The organism is Vibrio sp. Vb1337 (assembly GCF_033338715.1).
GTDB lineage: Bacteria > Pseudomonadota > Gammaproteobacteria > Enterobacterales > Vibrionaceae > Vibrio > Vibrio alginolyticus.
The window spans coordinates 196,023-215,396 of sequence record NZ_JAWOTD010000008.1 but is presented as its reverse complement, the minus strand read 5'-3'; the positions used below and the strand labels follow the sequence as shown (position 1 = coordinate 215,396).

The following is a 19,374-nucleotide window of genomic DNA, read 5'->3' as shown; positions in this document are numbered from 1 at the left end:
TAAATTCGACTAAAGTATAAAAAATCCCCATTAATAACTTAATTATCAATGGGGATAGGGAAGTGTTTTATAAGCTAACTACTAATAATTAAGCTATTTTAATCAGTTTTGATACTAACTTTTCGATACCTGAAGCCGCTTGAGAGATATTTTCTGCCAACATGTAAGCAGGGGTTGAAAGTACGAGGTGTTTTTCATCAAAAACGATGTCTTCGACAGGGCACGTGGTGTGTTCACCGCCCATTTGATTAAATGCTATTGAGACTGCCTCATCGTTGCCTACCGTTCCTTTCACGCCTTGCTCATAAATCATCGGAATAATGACAGGAGAAATACACAGATAGCCAGCTGGTTTTTTCGCATTAGCAAACGCGCGACAAGCTTGAGCTACGTGTGTGTTAATGGAGCACTCTGCACCTGAAACGGCGAAGTCGGTTAAGTTTTTCGCAGCACCAAATCCACCTGGAAGCAGTAGGGCATCGTATTCATCAACGTTAAGTTTGGCAACATCGTCAATGTTTCCGCGTGCGATACGAGCTGATTCGATCAAGACGTTACGGGTTTCATCCATTTCGTCACCAGTTAGGTGATTGATGACATGGAGTTGGTCAATGTTAGGTGCAAAGCAGTGCCAAGTTGCCCCTGCTTTCTCGATGGCGTAGAGCGCCAACACTGCTTCGTGGATCTCAGAACCGTCGTAAACGCCTGAACCACTTAAAATGACTGCGACTTTTTTCATGTTTTGATTCCTTTACTCTGAACGTTCCTTAGATTGCTCTTCGCTATCTAGACCATGCGTTTCCGAATGTGTTTTAACGTTTTCACTCTCGTTGTCATCTTCATCATAGTAGCGCACAACAAAGGGTGTAAGCATAACACTAGAGGGCAGAAAATGTTTCATATCAACTCCAACGGCTTAATAGAATGATTTTTATACTGATTTTTATAAAACAGTACGTTGAACCTGATCATTTTTGAGTTAAGCTGACGTTTCCTTTGGCATTCGTGAGTGGTAGGTCACATGAAATCAGTGCAATTTCGTTTCACACTTTATGGTTGTATCGCAATTCTCTCTTGGAGTTGTCTGCTTGGCATCGCGAGGTTGGTTACGGAGAGTTTAGGTCCTGTAGGCGGGGCAGCCATGTTGTACTCTCTTAGCTCTGTTTTCCTTCTTATCGTGGTCGGTATTCCAAAGTTGTCTTACTTTTCTCCCAAGTATCTTGTGCTTGGTGGTGCGATGTTCGTCTGCTATGAAATATTTCTCGCTCTATCTTTGGGATATTCCAACTCGCGCGCGCAGGCAATTGAGGTGTCGATTGTCAACTACCTTTGGCCCGCACTGACGGTTTTATTTGCGGTCCTTGGCAGCAATAAAAAAACAAACTGGTTGCTTTATCCCGCAGTTACGCTGGCGTTTGTTGGGGTTGCTTGGACTGTGAGCGGTGAGAATGGCTTATCCATAACTCAGATCATGTCCAATGTTAGTAGTAACCCTCTGGTGTATTTTATGGCTTTCGCTGGCGCGGTTATATGGGCTTTTTATTGCAACTTAACCCAAAGGCAGCAATCTAAACATAATGCGATTACCCTGTTTTTCATTGCAACAGCTGTTTCGCTTTGGGTCAAATATGCGTTTACGGATGAGCCACCAATGACATTCAGTTGGGAAGCGATGGGGTACTTAGTGGCTTCTGCGGCTTTAATGGCTGGTGGTTATGGTTTATGGAATATCGCGATCGTTGGCGGCAATATGGTTTTTCTCGCCACCTTGTCTTACTTCACGCCCATTTTTTCCGCTTTATTTTCTTCCATTATTCTTGGCGTAACTCTGAGCCATAGTTTTTGGCAGGGCGTTGTGATGGTAACGGTGGGCTCGCTGATGTGTTGGTTAGTCACCAAAGAGAAGCGCGAAGCGGCTGGGTAAGTTACCAACGAGATCAGAGAATTTAAGTGAGCAACGAACAGATCTCCCTTGCGAGCTGTATTCGAATACGAAGCAACTAAATCGAAAAAATTAAAAAAGCTCCCGAGATTGGGAGCTTTTTATTGAGTTTTAACGGCTCTTTGGTGGCGCTCTAATAAGCGACGTTCAAGTGTAGTTGAAGCTTGAATCTGTGCTTCGACAGTCGCTTGATAAGCTGCTTACGAGTGTGCTCTAGTGTATCAAGCTCCAATGTGTCGTCATCAATATGTACGTCCACATTTACTCGTAGCTCTTGGCCCACCTTCGTTACGCCAGCCAGTTTCAATTGATGCTCAGTCACTTTTTCAATCTCAAGAACATCTTTGCCAACGCTCTGACACAGCTCTTTGCTTGGTGTCATCATTAGTAGTTCACGTAGGGCACCTACTAGCATATCGAACGGTACTTTGAGGAAGTAAAAGCCCATTAAAACCATCATCATGGGGTCGGCATATACTGCATACTCAGAAAATGGCGTTAGTGAAACAGCCCAAGCCGAGATAAATCCTACGGTCACCGCCACACTCAACAAAGTATCCATTTGCCACTGTTTTTTCTCCGCTTCAATCAAGCCTGATGAGAAGCGGCGGCTGCGTTTCGCCATAAACCACCAAGCGTAACCACAGCCGATAACATTCACGATGCCGAATAAGGTCGCAATAGAAGCATCGACCTCGCGACCTCCAGACATCAATGCTGATATCGCAGAGTAGAGAGAGAAGCTTACAACCACTAAAATGACGGCTGCTTTTATCGCAATAACGATTGGTTCTAAGACCGCTTTTCCAAATGGGAATACAGATTTTGAAGGTTTGTTAATATAGTAAGAAGCGGCCAGTGACAATAAAGTTAACAGTAAGCTGACCAAAGAGTAAACACCGTCAAACACGATGACAATTGAGCCTACAAGCAAGCCAAGTACCATACCACCAGCAGCGAACCCAGATGCCAAAAGGGCTGAAATGGTTAGAATACGGTTTTCGTTTTTGCTTGTCCTGTCACACATAAAAGATGCCTTTGAATTTTAATACCTTACTATTCTTCGCTCATAAGGTAATTTAGGCAACCACAAAGTGACCAGTAACTAATCTAAAAAATTGCGCTTTTATTTATTTTCTTATAAAACAACGGCTTACTGTGGTTTTTTGGTGTCAGTAAAATTGACGCTCACTGATAAAATGTTTAGAAGTCAAATAAATACTCGCTCAATTTATCTGCTAACCACGTCATTGCAGGATGCTCAGTATGGCCGTTAGGTGAAAACATACAGTAGTCTTCTTGCGTCAATCCGTATGTGTGTTTGATAACGGCGAGCTTCTGCTGACGAAGGTAATGGCGGATTAATGGTTCAGGAAGCACGCCCCAAGCGTCTTCTTCTAAGATGGTGTTCAGCATGTAGTCAAAACTCGAAAAACCAATATATCGAGTCGAGAAAGGTTGCAGTTCAGGGTTGTCTTTCTCATTTAGGTACACCATTAGTGCTTGCATCTGACTACGTAGATCTTCGTCTGAGACACGGCGCATCTTACTTAGGCGGTGTTCTACACTGCATACTGACATCATACGTATCTTGCCTAATGGGTTATATACGATACGGGGATCGTCTACTCGCTCATAATCAACGCCGAAAGCAAAATCTACTTGGTGGGTACTGACCAAGTTGGCTAAGTCGCCACTGGATGCCAAGATTAAGTTGAAGGTTGTTGAAGGAAAGCGGTTATTCAATGTATGAGATAATTCTTGCCAGAGATCATCAGGTAAGGAGTCGTCACGTGCTACCCAAACTTCCGCGTTAAACCCTTCCGAGATTTGAGCGCAGGTCTTTCTGACCCGTTGTGCGATGATAAGTAGGTGTTCGCAATCTTTGTAAATGGCTTTCCCAGCTTCAGAGAGGGTGAGCTGGTTGCCAGTTCGGTTAAACAATTCAACGTCGAGATCTTTCTCTAATGCCTTAATCGACATACTGAGTTTGGTACGATTGCAGTCGAGTTGCCTTGCCGCTTCAGAAACAGAACCACACTCAGCGATGGTGCAGAAGGCTTCTACTTGAGTTAAGTTCATGATTTGACACAACCAATAAATGAATTCAAATAATTTGGGTATTATGCAGATGCGCTCCCAAAGCCATGAAAGATTATCGAAAAAAACGCGAATCCGCCAGATAAGTCTATGGTCTTTTAACGGTTTTGCGGTAATCTATGTGGGTTACAAAAAGTGAACATGGAGGCCACGATGGCACAAGATTGGGACGGCTTAGCAAAAAACTGGGAATCAAATCCAGCAACAGAGCAATTTGCGCAGTCGGTGTTTGAGCAGTTACAACAGCTAACTCAGCTTGATGGCATTAAAGTACTAGATTTTGGATGCGGAACAGGGCAGTTAAGTCAACGATTGTCACCGATGGTTAAAGACATCGTAGCATTAGACGCATCGGAAGCCATGATTGAGGAACTCGATAAAAAAGAGCTCGTCAACGTAGAACCTGTGGTAGATGCACTATCTCGCGGCTTGGTTGCTCAGCACCCTGCGTTTCGTGGACAGTTCGACTTGGTGGTTGCATCATCAGTTTTAGCGTTCGTGGAAGACTTAGACGCGTCATTAACGATCTCGCATTCTCTACTTAACCACGGCGGCTATTTTGTTCATTTTGATTGGATTGCAGAATGTGAACAAGACGGTTTTACCCTTGCGAAGTCTGAGCGTGCACTGAAAGAAGCGGGTTTTACTGAAGTTGAATCGCGACACGTTTTTGACATTACATCTGATGGTAAAACAATGTCGGTATTAATGGGGCTTGGTCGTCGCTAATACCGCTGAATAAAGAACAAAAATTGACAAAAGCGAGCTAACAAGCTCGCTTTTTTCTTATCTGCTGAGGGTATGTGTAACTTCACTTGCTCTAAACAAGTCGTCATGGTGCAGGCAAGGACATACTCGAACAACTAAGTCTTCGGAGGTAATTTTTAGACGACTATCCTGCGTATCTCCTCCAGCACTTCAGGGTTGGCTATTGCGCCTAAATTTTCGACGCTTCGGTTGTTAACGATTTGCTTAACGGCTAACTCGACCAGCTTTCCTGAGCGTGTCTTAGGTATATCGCTTATTGCGTAAATTGCACTAGGTACATGCCTTGGAGAACATGCAGACTTTAGCTGTGCTTTGATGGAAGCGATCATCTCGTCATTGAGCTCTTCCCCTTTGACTAATTGGACAAACAGCCATATTTGTTCGTTGCGATCGACTTCTTTTCCTACTGCGATCGAATCTAGAATACCGTCTATACAGTTCACTTGCTGATAGATTTCGGCCGTGCCGATTCTTACGCCACCGGGATTCAACGTGGTATCACTTCGACCATAAAACACGTATCCCCCAACGCTGGTCTGTTCAACATCATCGCCGTGGTGCCAAATATTGTCGAATTTATCCCAATAAGCGCGATGATATCTCTCACCGGTGTCGTTCCAAAAGCCAGCAGGGAAGTTGGGTAATGAATTGGCGCAAACCAACTCACCGCGCTCTCCCATTACGCTATTACCTTGTGGGTTAAAGACTCGGACATCGACCCCTAACCCTGCTGATTGGCACTCTCCCCGATAAACGGGAGAAATAGGGTTGCCTAATACAAAGCAGCCACAAATGTCTGTTCCGCCAGAAATCGAGGCGAGGTGTACATCTTCTTTAATGTGCTGATAGACATAATCAAACTGTTCTGGATACAGAACAGAGCCCGTTGAGCAAATGGTTTTCAGACTTGGAAATGCATCACTTTTCTGCGGAGAAAAAGATGCTTTTTCCAGCGCCTCTAGGTATTTTGCTGAGGTTCCAAACAGCGTCACTTCGGCTCGTTCTGCGAGGTCCCAGAGCACATCATGAGTGGGGTAAACAGGGCTACCATCAAAAATCACCAAACATGCACCGCTCGCGAGTGAAGAAACGTGCCAGTTCCACATCATCCAACCGCAGGTCGTGTAATAAAACACGCGTTCGTTCGGTTGAATATCGCAATGCAGTTGATGCTCTTTCAAGTGATTAAGCACCGTTCCGCCGACGGAATGAACGATGCATTTCGGTTTGCCTGTTGTGCCTGAAGAATAAAGCACAAATAGCGGATCGTTAAAATTCACACGAGTAAAAGTCAGCGCTTCGGGGGTGTATTGATTCAGGACGTTTTGCCAATCTTGGGTGCAGACATCGCATTCAAAAATGTGTGGTTTAAGGTAGCTAATTTGGCAAACTTGTTTAAGACCATCAAGATGATCCGCAATATGCTGGTTTTTCTCAGACATATCGAAAGTTTTGCCATTGAATGTATAGCCATCACAAGTAAACAGGATTTTGGGTTTCACTTGACCAAAGCGCTCCAAAACGCTTTCGATGCCAAAATCAGGTGAGGTGGAAGTCCAGGTCGCCCCTAAACTGGTGGTTGCTAGCATAGCTATCACCGTTTGAGGTAGGTGAGGTAAATACCCAGCGACGACATCACCTTGCTTAATTCCACATTCTTTCAACCATTGCTGCACACTCGAAACTTCTTCGCACAATTGTTTCCAGGTGTAGGTCTGTTTTTCTTCACGTTCATTTTCAAACCAAATCGCGAGATCATCGGGTTGGTGACACGCGTAGGTTAGCAAATTTTCGGCATAGTTAATTTGCCCGTTTGGGAACCATTTTATATCCCTATTTTCAACAGGTTGCTGCCAGCGACTTTCTGCTCGCTCTTTTATGGTCTCTCCCTGAGTGCCAATGACGTCGCAGAATAGCCAAACTTCCTGCCAAAATTTTTCTACATGATCGAGTGACCATTGATGCAGATCAGCGAAGCTTTCAAGGGTACTTCCTTGTCGATTAATGTGTTCAATAAACTGTGTAATGTTGGCTTCTTCGATACGACTTTCGCTCGGTTGCCATACTTTGCTGCTCTCGCGCATAGGTCCCTCTATAACAAAGTGATAACAGGTTTTAGTTTGAGAGGAATACACGATAAAGTCAAACAAGCCAGATATTATATCGTGTCATAAAAATCATGCAGTTACGATGTATTGTAAACAATATGTTACATCGGGATGATGCTGAGAAAATCGCGCAGGGATTGGAAGCTCTTAAGACTACAGATAGGCTTAATGTAAAGGATTTGTTAATGGAGATGAGCCATGACCCAGTATCGTTCTAAACCCGTAAACCAGGAAGGCAGGGTTGAATGGAGCCGTGAAGAAGACGCCATTTGGCGAGATTTGGTAACACGACAAATGGGTGTGATCCAAAACAGAGCTTGTGAGGCTTATTTACACGGTTTGACGCTGCTTGATTTACCTCAAGACCGCGTTCCTCAGTTACCAGAAATTAATCGTGTCTTGATGGAGACAACAGGTTGGCAAGTGGAGCCCGTTCCCGCGCTTATTGATTTCGACCGATTTTTTAATCTACTCGGTAATAAGCGCTTTCCAGTCGCCACATTCTTGCGTACAAGAGATGAGTTCGATTACTTACAGGAGCCAGATTTCTTCCACGAAATATTTGGTCATTGCGCGATGTTAACCAACCCAGACTTTGCTGCATTTACCGAGCATTATGGTCAACTAGGGCAAGCCGGTACCCCAAAACAAAGAGCCTATCTCGCTCGCCTCTACTGGTTTACCGTAGAGTTTGGCTTGGTGAAAGAAGGGGACAAAACCAAAATTTACGGTGGTGGTATTCTTTCATCTCCTGGCGAAACCCTCTACGCATTAGAGAGTGATGCAGCAATTCGCGACCCATTTGAATTACAAACAGTGCTGAGAACGCCTTATCGTATCGACATCATGCAACCGAAGTACTACGTGATTGATGACTTTTCTCAGCTCTTTAAAATCAGTCAGTTAAATTTATTGAAACAAGCCGATCTAGCGATTGAAGCTGGACTGCTTCCTCCACTTTTTGAACCAAAGGAACCTGCTCATGTTGAATGAACAAAAATGCGAAGCTTGTAGTATCGATGCCATTGCACTAAGCAAAGAAGAGCAACAGTCTCTGCTTCTGCAATTGTCTGATTGGCAGATCATTGAAAGAGAAGATATACCTCAACTAGAAAAGGTGTATAAATTTAAGAACTTCAAACAAGCATGGGCTTTCAGTAACAAAATCGCGGAACTGGCAGAAGATGAGTTCCACCATCCTTCTATTTTGTTGGAATGGGGTAAGGTTACCGTAACGTGGTGGAGTCACTCTATCAAAGGTCTGCATAAAAACGATTTTATCTGCGCATCAAAGTGTGACGCGCTAGCATCGGCAGAGTAGGACATTACCTCATACAAAAAAACGCCCGGCTTACGTCGGGCGTTTTGGTTCTAAATGACTTTTACATTACTTTATAGATTGATTCGGAAGACGGATGTCGTGCCCGATACCTCATTGCCAACGGCGATAAAATGACCACCATTACGGGTAAAGTAATTAATGGATTCTGGACCTAAATCGCCTGCTTTTGGATTGTATGTGTCGTTCATGCATTCGCCATCTTCGACTTCTGTACATACTGGCTGATTGTAATCACGGCGGTTTACGTAATGCATAAACTGCGCTTGTTTCGGGTCTGTGATGTCATAAATCATGATACCGCCTTGACGCTCCAAGCCGATAAACGCGTAATGACGACCGTTAATTTGTGCTACTTCAATCGCCTCTGGCTCAATACCTTTATCATCACTTCGGTCATCGCCACTATTATTGTTATCGTTGGTGCTGTTGAAGTTCTTGCCTTCATTCAGCAGCGCGATAGTCGCGAAATCGTCACCACTATCGAAGACCAACTTGCCGTTTTCATCCCAAATCGAGAATGAACGCGCGCCAAATGATTGAACATTCTCTTGTGCAGAAAGCGTTTGTTCCGGCTTAATCACTTTTAAACGCGCGAGTTGTTTGTTGTCTTTTAGTGCCTCTGCCAATGGGTGTTCTGCTGCTACTTTCAGCTTCTTACCGCGCACTTCATCAATATGGCTTAAACAGTTCCCTTGCTCAGATGTGTATTCATCTGTACCAAGGTAATCGTCTTCATCCCACATAAAGCCAGCTTTGTCGCACAGTTCTTGAGTGGTTGTGAATCCGTACTCACGCCCGTCGCCTTCATTTGCAGATACGATGTAAGTACTCCCATTCACTGAGTAGCTGTCGATGGTGTCAGGCATAAATAAGCCAACCAGTTGTGGGTAGCTTTTCAAGTTCCCAATGATTTTGTCTTTGTTGGATGCATCGAGTTTAGCGCCCGACCAAGACTTCTCACCCAAGCCAACAATTCGCTCTACTGATTTGCTCTCTGGATTGACGATTGCCATGGCGTTATTTTCTTGTAGCGCGACATAGATTTTGCCGTTATCTGCAAAAGTGAGGTATTCCGGCTCTAGATCTTGTGCGATGGTGGCGTTTGCCCCCGAAATACGCACATTCTTTGGAAGCTCTGCTTTTCGTGAATCATCAAATTCGTTAAAGCCAATTTGTGACACTTCTGCTTGAGTAACACCAAGGCTCAGATCGATCAAAGTGATACTACCTTCAGGGTCAATGCTGTAATCGCTGTTTGGTTCTCCTTCATTAGCGGTTGCGATGTATCGGCCATCTTTTGAGAAGCCAACCATGTCTGGCAATGCGCCTGTTGGGAAAATCGTGACTAATGACAAATCGCCGGAGCGGTACAAGCCAACAATACCATTCGCTTGTTTATTACTGTTTTCAATCGCAACTGCTACCAAACCATTGAATACAGCGACACTGTTTGCTGCGCCAATTTCAATGCCCGCTGCTTCGCCAGCGCTGTTGAGATCAATGAATGCGCTTTGCGTTGGTACGCCGTTGTCATCCATAGACATTACATCGACACGTTTTGCTTGAGCATTAACCACATAGAGCTTATCTGTACAGGCGTCATAACTGACGATTTCAGCTGCCGATGTGTCGAATGGTGCATCAGCAACGGATGTTCCGATAAAAGTTAAACCTTGAATTGACGTTTCCCCAGTAACGGGTGCAGTGGTAGGTTTGCATTGTGTAGCGAATGAAGCCACGGTATCTTCGGGTTGTGATGAACACGCGATGGCAAGTGATGACAATGCGAGTGCACCGATTGCCTTTAAAGGGGTGATCATGATATCTCCTTATCAATCCGATAGGTTGTCAATCAGCATGGGTTTTATGCTGCTGTCCATTTCCGCAACTGGAATGATAGAGCGCTGAATGACGTGTGATTTGGTAAGGCTCTGAATATATGTATGATTGATGACTCTTATATTGGCTTTTTATGAAACTAATGTGTCATCAATATGATGAAGTAGGGATAGAGGAATAATGGAATTAAAATCGTTTTTAGATTTATTGGCAGCGTCACCAGAGCAGGTCGAATTTGAAGCAACGATGGCGGTGATCGAAGATAACTATACGTTTGAGCCAACCGCTTTTGTAAATGGTGAGACACAAAACAATGCAGGCGAGAACAACGGTTCGTGTAAGATCTTCGCTTTCGGTTTGCTAAACAACCTAGACAAAGAAGCGACGCTAGCCTGCTTTGGCCGTTTTTATCGTGAAGATGTATTGCAGCATCCAGAGAACAGCGATCACCAGAATATTCGTAATTTTATGGTGACAGGGTGGGAAGGCATTAAGTTTGAAGCGTCCGCTTTAACCGCTAAATAAACACCAGTCAGAAAACGATGATCAGTAAGCCAGTCGTATTACGCGACTGGCTTTTTTTCTAGACATTTTCGGCACAAACACAGCTGGTTGGCGCTTGGCTTGGGTAAATCACGGGTTTCTATAGTAAAGCACCAGCATGTCTCTTTGCCTGCGGCGATATCACAATGGGCTTGAGTCCCGCATTCAGGACAACTGTGTGTTGAATCTTCTCCTGCGATTTGTTCGATAATCGCATCTCGTTGGAGATCGGTTTTGTCTTTCCATTGGATGATTTCATCCATCGTTCGGTGACAACCAGAGCATATTCCGGCGTTATTTTTACATGCTGCTCGACAAGGTGACTTCATTGCTTTCTCGTTCTCATTTTTTATGCCGCGTACTCTAGCATAAAGCGAGTCAAGGCCGCCAAAAATAAACGTGACTGCGATTTGCTGGTGAGGAGGGAGAACCAGTGTTACCCTTGGACGAGTTACCTTAACTCTCTGTCACTTATGTTAGAAAAAGAAAACCTCATTAAACTCGCTAGAATGCAAATGCCATTTGGGAAATATGCAGGGCGAGTGTTAATCGACCTGCCTGAAGAATACTTACTGTGGTTTGATAAAAAGGGCTGGCCAAGCAGCGAGCTAGGGGATTTGCTCAAGCTATGTTTAGCGCTCAAAATTGAAGGCTTAGATAGTGTCGTGAAGCCTTTGAAGCGTATGTAACTAGCCACAGAAACTCCCACTCTTAATGAAAAGACTTATTATGAATTTTGATATCGATGCACTGAAACATCACCAATTGGTCGAAGATGGTAAACTAGAGGGATGTTACATTCATCAGCCAGCTCAAGGTAGCCAACACAATGACAAAGCTGTTTTGGCAGAGCGCCAAGCGTTGGAAAAGTTGGGATATAAGGTAATACAGCTTAAAGCTAAAGGCGGGACAACAACGTTTGCCGAGGCGATGCAAAAGCTTGCGAAGGAAACTGGTCACCTGCCTAAGGAGTAAGTGAGTGTAACCTGCCACAGCCTTACAAGTTCTCCCACCAGACTATTTTTTCATTCAAAAGAGCCAGACCGTTAGGCTGACTCTTTTTTGTCCCAAAGTGTGTTACGCCTCGAAATGCGAATTTAGATAATTGGCAATTTTATACATACAAAACTCTGCTCTTTGTCATTCAGGCAGAGTGCCCCAAAACTGGTAACAATGATATGAATGTTATCGTCGCTAGGCTGATGTTGAATACGCGCTGTCTTAATACGGTATTGAGATAAATACGAATTTTTTTACCAACCCAGACCCAAGTAATATTTGCAAACAGTCCGAATGTCGTAAACACGAAAGTAATCAATGTAACAGAGAACCAATAGTTAGAAGGGAGACTATAACTTGTGACCAAAGCAAGTGATGCCATCCAAGCCTTCATATTACCCAGTTGAAACAACGTAGCCTGAGTTACGTTGATTGGTTTGCTTTTAGTGGGTTTGCCTGCGAAAGGGTTGGTACATAGCAGCTTAATCATCAGCCAGAACATGTAAACCAGACCGATGTATTTTATAGCGAGATACCAACTTGGATGAGTCTGTAGGGCAACACCGACACCACATGCACAAAGCAGAATTAACCCTATTACGCCAATACGGATACCAATTAGGTGTCGCCATGATTTCCTTATACCAAATTGTGCCCCTGAGTTGGCGAGCAATAAGTTATTTGGGCCGGGTGTTATGGCGGTGACAAACGCAAATAAACTCATCGCTGGAGTTAGGTCCCATAATGTTGTCATTTCTTTTCTTCTCAAATTAGTGCTGATAAGCCAAGAATAAAGGGATGAAGTGAGAGAGACCTACAGTTAATGCGTCATGGTGACAATTCTTTGATTTCATTTTCGTCAGGCCTTATTTATCCTGAATACAAGAATTAATTGTACCCCTTCGGAGAGAGACAATGTTAGTCCCTGATATATCGGGTCGTTCCGGACCTAAGTTTATGGCACTGGCTGATGCGATTGCTGAGGTGATAGAGAGTGGTGAACTCGAACCAGACACTAAATTACCTCCTCAGCGTATTTTATCTTATCGCTTAGGTGTGACGGTTGGAACGGTGACGAGGGCATATAGGGAGCTAGAGCGGAGGGGCTTAACGGAACCAAAAGTAGGAAGCGGTACTTATGTACGTAACAGAGAAACTGAACTGAACCACTTTTATCATCCGGTATTGGAAGAAAAAGGCATTGATCTGGCACGTTGCCGACCTTTGCTATTATCGCAGCCGAAATTTCTTGCGAATGCGTTGAAAGAGCTATCACACGAGGAAATTGCGCAGGCAGCCGTGCTGGATTACTACTCCGCTGATGGCATTCGGGGTCATAACGAGACTCTTCGACAATGGCTGATGACCAAATTCAATATCGATATTGATGCACGGCGTCTAGTGTGGACTCATGGAGGGCAACACGGGATATCGTTGATTATTCAATCTCTAAGCCGCCCTAAAGATACAATTCTTGCTGAAGGGCTGTGTTATCCAGAGTTCATCTATGCATGTCAGCAATCCGAACGAAAGCTAGTGCCAGTAAAAGTCGATGAACATGGATTAGATCCAGAAGATCTGGCTTTGCACTGTAAGAGGCATCGCCCAAAACTGCTTTATCTTACGCCGGGAATACAGAACCCGACCGGAGCTCAGTTAACGGATAGCCGAAGACTAAAAATCATAGAGATATGTCGTCGTTACAATGTGTTGATTATTGAGGACGATGTTCTCTACTGCCCACCGTCTCATCGAAAAAGTCCCTTAGTTGCTATCGCTCCAGATATTACCTTATACGTGGGCAGTTTTTCTAAGTACTTTGCAGGTGGATTGCGGCTGGGTTTCATCATTCTGCCTTTGTCGTTCAAAGATTTACTGCAACGTGCGCTACGAGCCAGTTGTATGTATGTTAGCCCTTTGATAATCGACCTTGTTTGTCGTTGGTTAACTAGCGGAGCTATGCAAGCCGTGGACAAAGAGATAGCGATGGAACTCAGTGCACGTCATCGGATCTGGAAGGCAGTATTTCCCGAAATCCAGATTGGTGTTCCTGGTTACAATGTGTGGCTACCTTTGCCTGAGCCATTAACAGGGTATCACTTTAACCAGTCGTTGTTGAAACATGGTGTCAGATTGAGGGAAGCGGAAATGTTTGCTGTGGGTCGGTATGAAGTGCCGGCAGCAGTGAGGATATCACTTGCAGGTCCATTAAGCCGATTACAATTGCAATCAGCTTTAGATATCGTAAGAGAGCAAATCAAACGGTTAACTTAAGTTTCATAGTTCACATGGATTGCTCAATATCTAACTATTCAATGCTCTATTAGGATTGAACACACCGATATACATAAAGTGCTCGAAGTTGTGCTCAAAGTCTCAAAAGTTACTTGAAATCTGAAACTCGCTTAGACGTCTTTTGGGCAGCATCGAGTTGATTCATCTTTGTCGAGAGCCTTCATGTTGAGTACTTTCCAACGCAAAAGTGCCCCATTGTTACTTGGGGCTAGTACTAATCCATCTATTGTGAGTATGGCTTTGCCTTAATAAATCTTATTTGAACTCGCCTCTAAATGAGTGGGCTTATCGATGTAACTCAGCAACGCTCATAGTGAAAACTAAATCCGAATCTGCTTGGTTTGAGTAGCTGTGAGGGACATCCGTTTTAGCTATAGCGGACTGACCTTCATGCAGTTCTATGGCTTTCCCATCAATATTCAAAGTGAGTATTCCAGACTCAACATGAAAAAGTTCAAACGTGCCTTGTGGATGACCTGCTGATTCAAAAACTTCTGATGGTTTCATATTCCAGCGCCACAACTCAATCATATCTGGGCCGCTTGTTCCCGCCAGAAGTTTTGCGCTACCACCGTGCTCGCCAGTCCAAAGCGTTGGAATGTCCTCTTTATCAATGATGTTGACTGTTGGATTACTCGCAACATTCACAATATCGGCAACCGAAATCCCAAGGGCAGCAGACAGTTTACACAACGTCGAAATGCTAGGGTTAGCTGCCCCTTTCTCCACTTCTACTAACATGCCTTTACTTATCCCTGCTCTTTTTGACAGGGCATCCAGTGACAACTTGAGCCTTTTTCGATGTTCCTTGATCCTTGCGGCTACCGCTTGATTAATGAAATCAGCATCAGTGCCACTATCGGTCGATATATTGACTTTTTTGGTCATTGTAATGTATCTTGCATGAAAATGAATCACTGAAGGAATTATCTAATGGTTGTTGTAGTGCCGTCAATCGATGCTCGAATTTCCCAGATTGCACCAGAGTTCAAAGCATTGAGCATATCCGTCAAAGGAACGGAAGTTCAGAGCCAAGAGTATGCAAAACGGGTTCTGCAAGAAGCATGTACTTCCGTCATTGAGAACGACTATCCATGGGCAGAATCACACATCAATGCGTGGGGAGACGTTTTTCGTCAATTTGGCGCTAAACCAAATCGAACCCCTTGCTCGGCTGCTGCACTGCGAAAACGAGTATTGAAAGATGGAGGAATGCAGAGCATTGACCCTATTGTGGATATTTATAATGCCATCAGTATTCGATACGCCATACCCGTAGGTGGTGAAGATATGGACAGTTATCAAGGAACGCCAACACTCACTATCGCAGACGGCTCTGAATCCTTTGACACCATGAAAAATGGTGAGGCTTCAATTGAAAACCCTGATGTTGGGGAAGTAATTTGGCGCGATGAAGTAGGCGTTACTTGTCGTCGTTGGAACTGGAGGCAGGGTGTCAGAACCCGAATTGAATCTGACACACGTAACATGTGGTTTATTCTAGAAAGCTTGCCTGAAATGCCACTAGAACACTTGCAGGAGGCGGGGCAAGAAATGATTAAACACTTGCAAGTGATCATGCCTGATTCAGTGATAGAGCAATCGTTGGTGTTTGCTTCAAAATCCATTGAGGTTTGATGTGATAAATACTTTGTTAACGGGTGCCGTTGTTTCTGGAAGTTTGATTGTCGCAATCGGTAGCCAAAATGCGTTTCTATTAAAGTGCGGATTAAAAAAGCAATACGCACTGTCCGTTGCCACTATCTGCTTTCTTGGAGACATTCTACTGATCAGTACTGGTGTACTTGGTATAGGGACACTGCTCTATAAAGCACCATTATGGAAAGACCTTTTGACTCTTGGCGGCGTAGTATTTCTTTTCTGGTATGGCTACCAATCTGCAAAATCAGCATGGAATGGTTCAAGTCACCTAGAGTTGGAAAATTCGGACATTGCCCAGAGTTGGTTAAAAGTCATTTTAATGGCGATGGCTATCACTTTTTTAAATCCACATGTCTATCTGGATACGGTGGTGATCCTTGGTGGTGTGACTGCTCAAATGGAACCTGATGAAAAACTATTGTTTGTTATAGGGGCACTGATTGCATCAGGGATCTGGTTTTATGGATTAGTGTATTTGGCTAACAAGTTGATCCCACTTTTTAGTAAGCCAAGAACATGGAGAATTTTAGATTCTGCGATTTCATGCATCATGTTTGGTATTGCATTGAAGCTCGCAACACCTCTGTTAAGCCAATACATATAGAACGTCTCGATAAAGCTGCATTTCCAATAACTAAACTGCTCCTGCCAGATTGGACACAGATTTTCCATACCAGAAGTTATTCGCATTTTGCTAATTTAAGTAAGTGCTCTAAATCATTTCTGTCCAAGAGAGTGCTGGCGCAGTTCAAAGTAGGCACTTGCTTTGGGTGACTCGACTCCAAGTAACTTTATTGCTATGTTTCGCAAAATATATGGAGAATCTCCTGCGCGTTATTTTTCTAGATGCCGTGCAGAATAATGTGTTGACCGGCTGAGGGAAAAATGAAAACCAAAATAAAAATGTCTTTTCTACTCGCTACATTATGTGTCAGTGCCAGCGCCAGTACGAATGAGCCGAAATACCATTCTGCGCTAACAATCAAAACGGCATTCAGTGAAGACAGAGACAAGCCAGTAGAAGTCTATTATTGGTATCCCACCACGAACGAAAAAAACAATTTCACGTTTGGTAGGGGGAACATTTTTAAATCAGTCGAAACGCAGTTAGATGCCCCTTTAGCAAGTGGAAAATTTCCCGTTGTGCTTTTGTCGCAGGGCGGAACACGGTCAGCGTTTTCCCACAGTGGTTGGATAGCCTCGAGCCTGGCGCAACAAGGTTATGTCGTTGTGGTACCAAAGCCTCCTGCACCGAACGAAATCAATGCAGAAATGGCTGTTGATGAAATCACATTCAGAACCAGTGATTTGGTGCTTGGGCTGAACGAATTAAGTTCGGTCGGGATACTGTCCGGAGGCGTAGATACTGATGCAGTGCAGGGGGTCGGCTTTTTTCTGGGCGGCACATCTATGCTGATGCTCTCCGGAGCGCAAATAAGCCCGGAGAAATATCGAACATCGTGTCACAACGCCACCAATGTAGACTGTCATTGGTTACGTGAAAATAACGTTGATATTACCAGCATCCCGGATCAAAAATTCCCCCGATTTCAGTCTGAAAACAAACTGAAATCGGTCGTCGTTATCAACCCTGAGCTAACGAAAACTTTTGTCCCTGAAACTCTGGCCTTGATGAACAATGCTATCACCGTGGTGGCGCTCTCTGATCGGCTACATCCCGCACTGACACCAGCCGAATCACTTGTTGCTCTTCCCAATGTGGCGTTTCAAGAGATCCCCAGTGCGAGTCAGTTTAGTGCGTTCGCAGAATGTACTGAGCGTGGCATTAAAATTCTCGCATCAGAAGGGGAGGAAGCACTTTGCCAGGAGCGTGACGAGGTTTCCAGAAAGGACAATCACCAGAAAATTTTGGATGTAATTCTGACTAGCCTAACAAAGCCACAAGAATAGCAACAATGTGACACTTTCTTACACATTGTCTGTTCGAGTAAGCAAAGCGAGGAGTAAGTTTTGTGCAGGCTTATCCCTCCACCATACTGCAAGACATACTAGTGACCGTATTATTTGCTCTAACTAAGTACTTGTACCAACATTTTGAAACTTAGAAGAACACACAAAATACCAACGATTTTCTTAAGAACTTTATTTGGGAAATACTCTGCACAACGCACGCCGAGGCTAGTAGTTAAGTAGCTACTAATGGAGAAGCTGATCATTGCAGGAAGGTATATGTATCCTAAGACTAAGTTGTTCCAATCTGTATTTTCCCATCCGTTTAACATGTAACCGAGGCTTCCTGACAGCGCGATAGGGAAACCTATCGCAGCAGAGGTACCAATAGCACGTTTTACCTCAAAATTTTGCTGGACAAGATAGGGGATGATCAACCCCGCACCGCTTATAGAGACAAGTGCTGATACAGAGCCAATCACCGAGCCTACAGTGATATTACCGATAGCCCCATGTGGGTTCGGATTGTACTCATTTTCAGTGTTGAGAAACATCTTATAAGCAACATACAACATGAATACGCTAAAAAAGCCAGCCAGATAGACGCCTTGTAGATACGATGCTACGAATGTGGCGCAAAATGTTCCGACTAGAACTCCGCTCAACATTTTTACTACCATTGTCGAGTCTACATTCTCTTTTTTGTAGTGAGCGCGCATGCTGCCCAATGTTGTAATAATCATAGAAGCCATTGATGTCCCTAACGCAAGATGGACTACTTCCGTATCAGCTATTCCCTGTAGTGAAAATAGAAACGCAAAAATAGGGACGGCCATTCCACCACCACCCACACCAACGAGTCCAGCGAGAAAGCCAATGCCCAAGCCTGCTGTAATGTAATAGATAATAAAGATAGGTTCGTTCATGATGGTTCTGCCTTCGATAAAATGGTCGTTGCTAAAATGTTACTCGAACGCTAACTTGCTATGGTAACGTTAAGAGGACAGAAAATAATGAATAATGGCCAAAATAGAATTGAGTAAATAAAGTGACAAACTCTGATTACAGCGAATGGAAAAATGGCGCCGCACTTATCGCTAAGGAGTGGCAGCATGAAAGGAGCGACTTCAACCATTTGGATCAACGGCCACATAATTGGCACAGTCATCATCGAGGCCAGTTACTGTGTATAGATGAAGGGCTAATTCAGGTCAAAACCGATGAAGGAACGTGGATGCTACCACCTCACCGAGCTGGTTGGATCCCCCCGGGTGCGATGCACAGTGTTTATTTTTGTGGTTCTCTGAAAGGTCGTTCATTACTGTTTACTCCAGAGAGTTGTGAGCGGTTTCCAATGAGACCTTGTGTTATCCAAATGAGCGATGTGTTGAAAGCCCTATCGGTTAGAGCATCGATATGGAGCAAAACAGACGATCTATCCATACAGTCTTTACGTATTCTCGCCGTAATATCCGATGAAATCGTCAATAGCCCTCATGAGTCACTCCACATCCCACTGCCCAGAGATCCGAAACTGCAAAAAGTTACTCAAGCAATTTTAATAGACCCAAACAGCAAGCATTCTGTAGAGCATTGGGCCAATATTGGGGCAGTCTCATCTCGGACGTTAAGACGATTGATTCGAAGTGAGTTAAACATGAGTTTTAGTGAATGGCGGCAACAAGTACTGCTAATACATTCATTAGAAATGATAGCTCGAGGGGAATCGGTGGGAGATATTGCACATGCTTTAGGTTATTCGACGCCCAGTAACTTTATTGCGATGTTTCGTCGGGTCTATGGCGATTCACCCACGCGTTACTTTTCGAGTCGTGGCATATAGTTGCCAAGAGCTTACCTAAATT

General features: G+C 44.1%; 22 protein-coding genes. 12 read left to right on the top strand and 10 right to left on the bottom strand.

The window, feature by feature from the left end; translation table 11 throughout:
• Positions 1–88 precede the first annotated feature (88 nt).
• Together elbB and R7E42_RS11670 are read right to left on the bottom strand one after the other, a co-directional pair.
• On the bottom strand, positions 89–739 hold the full coding sequence (gene elbB / locus R7E42_RS11675) for an isoprenoid biosynthesis glyoxalase ElbB (protein WP_017634378.1): 651 nt from the start codon (positions 737–739) through the stop codon (positions 89–91).
• A 12-nt stretch (positions 740–751) separates the two neighbouring features.
• The gene (locus R7E42_RS11670; protein WP_017634379.1) at positions 752–901 is read right to left on the bottom strand and encodes a hypothetical protein; all 150 of its coding nucleotides are present in this window, start codon (positions 899–901) and stop codon (positions 752–754) included.
• Positions 902–1,021: 120 nt separating this feature from the next.
• On the opposite strand from R7E42_RS11670, the gene yddG reads away from it, so the two are divergent.
• Positions 1,022–1,924: an aromatic amino acid DMT transporter YddG gene (yddG, locus tag R7E42_RS11665; protein WP_042521459.1), complete on the top strand. Its 903-nt coding sequence runs from the start codon at positions 1,022–1,024 to the stop codon at positions 1,922–1,924.
• Positions 1,925–2,075: 151 nt separating this feature from the next.
• Here the strand turns inward: yddG and R7E42_RS11660 are convergent, their stop codons facing one another.
• Both R7E42_RS11660 and R7E42_RS11655 read right to left on the bottom strand, forming a co-directional pair.
• Complete coding sequence (locus R7E42_RS11660; protein ID WP_005389400.1) at positions 2,076–2,969, bottom strand: cation diffusion facilitator family transporter; 894 nt, start codon at positions 2,967–2,969, stop codon at positions 2,076–2,078.
• A 176-nt stretch (positions 2,970–3,145) separates the two neighbouring features.
• Entirely contained in the window at positions 3,146–4,024 is an 879-nt protein-coding gene (locus R7E42_RS11655; protein ID WP_005375568.1) for a LysR family transcriptional regulator, read from the bottom strand.
• A 171-nt stretch (positions 4,025–4,195) separates the two neighbouring features.
• Here R7E42_RS11655 and R7E42_RS11650 point away from each other — a divergent pair, with 171 nt between their 5' ends.
• The gene (locus R7E42_RS11650) at positions 4,196–4,771 is read left to right on the top strand and encodes a class I SAM-dependent DNA methyltransferase (protein WP_054728907.1); all 576 of its coding nucleotides are present in this window, start codon (positions 4,196–4,198) and stop codon (positions 4,769–4,771) included.
• 155 nt (positions 4,772–4,926) lie between these two features.
• On the opposite strand, the gene R7E42_RS11645 is transcribed toward R7E42_RS11650, so the two are convergent.
• Entirely contained in the window at positions 4,927–6,894 is a 1,968-nt protein-coding gene (locus R7E42_RS11645; RefSeq protein ID WP_318072691.1) for an acetoacetate--CoA ligase, read from the bottom strand.
• A gap of 222 nt (positions 6,895–7,116) precedes the next feature.
• Between R7E42_RS11645 and phhA the strand changes: the two genes are divergently transcribed.
• Positions 7,117–7,911 carry a phenylalanine 4-monooxygenase gene (gene phhA / locus R7E42_RS11640; RefSeq protein ID WP_318072690.1) on the top strand — a complete coding sequence of 265 codons (795 nt, stop codon included), beginning with the start codon at positions 7,117–7,119 and terminating at the stop codon, positions 7,909–7,911.
• Positions 7,901–8,239 (top strand): 4a-hydroxytetrahydrobiopterin dehydratase, encoded by a 339-nt coding sequence (locus R7E42_RS11635; RefSeq protein ID WP_005375563.1) that lies wholly within the window; start codon positions 7,901–7,903, stop codon positions 8,237–8,239. Before phhA ends, R7E42_RS11635 begins: the two co-directional genes overlap by 11 nt.
• Positions 8,240–8,310: 71 nt before the next feature.
• Here the strand turns inward: R7E42_RS11635 and R7E42_RS11630 are convergent, their stop codons facing one another.
• Positions 8,311–10,080: a choice-of-anchor I family protein gene (locus tag R7E42_RS11630; protein WP_318072689.1), complete on the bottom strand. Its 1,770-nt coding sequence runs from the start codon at positions 10,078–10,080 to the stop codon at positions 8,311–8,313.
• Positions 10,081–10,279: 199 nt separating this feature from the next.
• Between R7E42_RS11630 and R7E42_RS11625 the strand changes: the two genes are divergently transcribed.
• Entirely contained in the window at positions 10,280–10,624 is a 345-nt protein-coding gene (locus tag R7E42_RS11625) for a HopJ type III effector protein (RefSeq protein WP_005375560.1), read from the top strand.
• Between the two features lie 38 nt (positions 10,625–10,662).
• Here the strand turns inward: R7E42_RS11625 and R7E42_RS11620 are convergent, their stop codons facing one another.
• The gene (locus R7E42_RS11620) at positions 10,663–10,971 is read right to left on the bottom strand and encodes a cysteine-rich CWC family protein (RefSeq protein WP_080276966.1); all 309 of its coding nucleotides are present in this window, start codon (positions 10,969–10,971) and stop codon (positions 10,663–10,665) included.
• Positions 10,972–11,115: 144 nt separating this feature from the next.
• On the opposite strand from R7E42_RS11620, the gene R7E42_RS11615 reads away from it, so the two are divergent.
• Together R7E42_RS11615 and R7E42_RS11610 are read left to right on the top strand one after the other, a co-directional pair.
• Complete coding sequence (locus tag R7E42_RS11615; RefSeq protein WP_318072688.1) at positions 11,116–11,331, top strand: DUF3820 family protein; 216 nt, start codon at positions 11,116–11,118, stop codon at positions 11,329–11,331.
• 40 nt (positions 11,332–11,371) lie between these two features.
• Positions 11,372–11,617, top strand: a complete 246-nt coding sequence (locus R7E42_RS11610; protein WP_033906842.1) for a hypothetical protein — start codon at positions 11,372–11,374, stop codon at positions 11,615–11,617.
• A gap of 169 nt (positions 11,618–11,786) precedes the next feature.
• Here the strand turns inward: R7E42_RS11610 and R7E42_RS11605 are convergent, their stop codons facing one another.
• The gene (locus R7E42_RS11605; protein ID WP_005389411.1) at positions 11,787–12,395 is read right to left on the bottom strand and encodes a LysE family translocator; all 609 of its coding nucleotides are present in this window, start codon (positions 12,393–12,395) and stop codon (positions 11,787–11,789) included.
• A 161-nt stretch (positions 12,396–12,556) separates the two neighbouring features.
• Here R7E42_RS11605 and R7E42_RS11600 point away from each other — a divergent pair, with 161 nt between their 5' ends.
• Positions 12,557–13,915, top strand: coding sequence for a PLP-dependent aminotransferase family protein (locus tag R7E42_RS11600; protein WP_318072687.1), 1,359 nt, complete (start codon positions 12,557–12,559; stop codon positions 13,913–13,915).
• Between the two features lie 306 nt (positions 13,916–14,221).
• Here R7E42_RS11600 and R7E42_RS11595 read toward each other — a convergent pair whose 3' ends face one another.
• Entirely contained in the window at positions 14,222–14,824 is a 603-nt protein-coding gene (locus tag R7E42_RS11595) for a helix-turn-helix domain-containing protein (RefSeq protein WP_025768446.1), read from the bottom strand.
• A gap of 45 nt (positions 14,825–14,869) precedes the next feature.
• Between R7E42_RS11595 and R7E42_RS11590 the strand changes: the two genes are divergently transcribed.
• The 3 genes from R7E42_RS11590 (at position 14,870) to R7E42_RS11580 (ending at position 17,509) form a co-directional block, all read left to right on the top strand.
• A complete protein-coding gene (locus R7E42_RS11590; RefSeq protein ID WP_053350631.1) occupies positions 14,870–15,574 on the top strand; it encodes a B3/4 domain-containing protein in 705 nt (234 codons plus the stop codon).
• Position 15,575: 1 nt separating this feature from the next.
• Positions 15,576–16,202 (top strand): LysE/ArgO family amino acid transporter, encoded by a 627-nt coding sequence (locus R7E42_RS11585; RefSeq protein WP_318072686.1) that lies wholly within the window; start codon positions 15,576–15,578, stop codon positions 16,200–16,202.
• A gap of 281 nt (positions 16,203–16,483) precedes the next feature.
• Positions 16,484–17,509 carry a hypothetical protein gene (locus tag R7E42_RS11580; protein WP_318072685.1) on the top strand — a complete coding sequence of 342 codons (1,026 nt, stop codon included), beginning with the start codon at positions 16,484–16,486 and terminating at the stop codon, positions 17,507–17,509.
• 119 nt (positions 17,510–17,628) lie between these two features.
• Here R7E42_RS11580 and R7E42_RS11575 read toward each other — a convergent pair whose 3' ends face one another.
• The gene (locus tag R7E42_RS11575; protein WP_318072684.1) at positions 17,629–18,435 is read right to left on the bottom strand and encodes a sulfite exporter TauE/SafE family protein; all 807 of its coding nucleotides are present in this window, start codon (positions 18,433–18,435) and stop codon (positions 17,629–17,631) included.
• 122 nt (positions 18,436–18,557) lie between these two features.
• Between R7E42_RS11575 and R7E42_RS11570 the strand changes: the two genes are divergently transcribed.
• Positions 18,558–19,352, top strand: a complete 795-nt coding sequence (locus R7E42_RS11570) for a helix-turn-helix transcriptional regulator (RefSeq protein ID WP_318072683.1) — start codon at positions 18,558–18,560, stop codon at positions 19,350–19,352.
• The last annotated feature ends 22 nt before the right edge of the window (positions 19,353–19,374 follow it).

What these genes read in the sequence shown, in the direction of transcription:
- R7E42_RS11670 (WP_017634379.1), bottom strand. Translation starts at nt 901, where the DNA reads ATGAAACATTTTCTGCCCTCTAGTGTTATGCTTACACCCTTTGTTGTG.
- R7E42_RS11590 (WP_053350631.1), top strand. Translation starts at nt 14,870, where the DNA reads ATGGTTGTTGTAGTGCCGTCAATCGATGCTCGAATTTCCCAGATTGCA.
- R7E42_RS11615 (WP_318072688.1), top strand. Translation starts at nt 11,116, where the DNA reads ATGTTAGAAAAAGAAAACCTCATTAAACTCGCTAGAATGCAAATGCCA.
- R7E42_RS11605 (WP_005389411.1), bottom strand. Translation starts at nt 12,395, where the DNA reads ATGACAACATTATGGGACCTAACTCCAGCGATGAGTTTATTTGCGTTT.
- R7E42_RS11600 (WP_318072687.1), top strand. Translation starts at nt 12,557, where the DNA reads ATGTTAGTCCCTGATATATCGGGTCGTTCCGGACCTAAGTTTATGGCA.
- R7E42_RS11580 (WP_318072685.1), top strand. Translation starts at nt 16,484, where the DNA reads ATGAAAACCAAAATAAAAATGTCTTTTCTACTCGCTACATTATGTGTC.
- R7E42_RS11635 (WP_005375563.1), top strand. Translation starts at nt 7,901, where the DNA reads ATGTTGAATGAACAAAAATGCGAAGCTTGTAGTATCGATGCCATTGCA.
- R7E42_RS11655 (WP_005375568.1), bottom strand. Translation starts at nt 4,024, where the DNA reads ATGAACTTAACTCAAGTAGAAGCCTTCTGCACCATCGCTGAGTGTGGT.
- elbB (WP_017634378.1), bottom strand. Translation starts at nt 739, where the DNA reads ATGAAAAAAGTCGCAGTCATTTTAAGTGGTTCAGGCGTTTACGACGGT.
- phhA (WP_318072690.1), top strand. Translation starts at nt 7,117, where the DNA reads ATGACCCAGTATCGTTCTAAACCCGTAAACCAGGAAGGCAGGGTTGAA.
- yddG (WP_042521459.1), top strand. Translation starts at nt 1,022, where the DNA reads ATGAAATCAGTGCAATTTCGTTTCACACTTTATGGTTGTATCGCAATT.
- R7E42_RS11595 (WP_025768446.1), bottom strand. Translation starts at nt 14,824, where the DNA reads ATGACCAAAAAAGTCAATATATCGACCGATAGTGGCACTGATGCTGAT.
- R7E42_RS11630 (WP_318072689.1), bottom strand. Translation starts at nt 10,080, where the DNA reads ATGATCACCCCTTTAAAGGCAATCGGTGCACTCGCATTGTCATCACTT.
- R7E42_RS11610 (WP_033906842.1), top strand. Translation starts at nt 11,372, where the DNA reads ATGAATTTTGATATCGATGCACTGAAACATCACCAATTGGTCGAAGAT.
- R7E42_RS11650 (WP_054728907.1), top strand. Translation starts at nt 4,196, where the DNA reads ATGGCACAAGATTGGGACGGCTTAGCAAAAAACTGGGAATCAAATCCA.
- R7E42_RS11645 (WP_318072691.1), bottom strand. Translation starts at nt 6,894, where the DNA reads ATGCGCGAGAGCAGCAAAGTATGGCAACCGAGCGAAAGTCGTATCGAA.
- R7E42_RS11620 (WP_080276966.1), bottom strand. Translation starts at nt 10,971, where the DNA reads ATGAAGTCACCTTGTCGAGCAGCATGTAAAAATAACGCCGGAATATGC.
- R7E42_RS11625 (WP_005375560.1), top strand. Translation starts at nt 10,280, where the DNA reads ATGGAATTAAAATCGTTTTTAGATTTATTGGCAGCGTCACCAGAGCAG.
- R7E42_RS11575 (WP_318072684.1), bottom strand. Translation starts at nt 18,435, where the DNA reads ATGAACGAACCTATCTTTATTATCTATTACATTACAGCAGGCTTGGGC.
- R7E42_RS11660 (WP_005389400.1), bottom strand. Translation starts at nt 2,969, where the DNA reads ATGTGTGACAGGACAAGCAAAAACGAAAACCGTATTCTAACCATTTCA.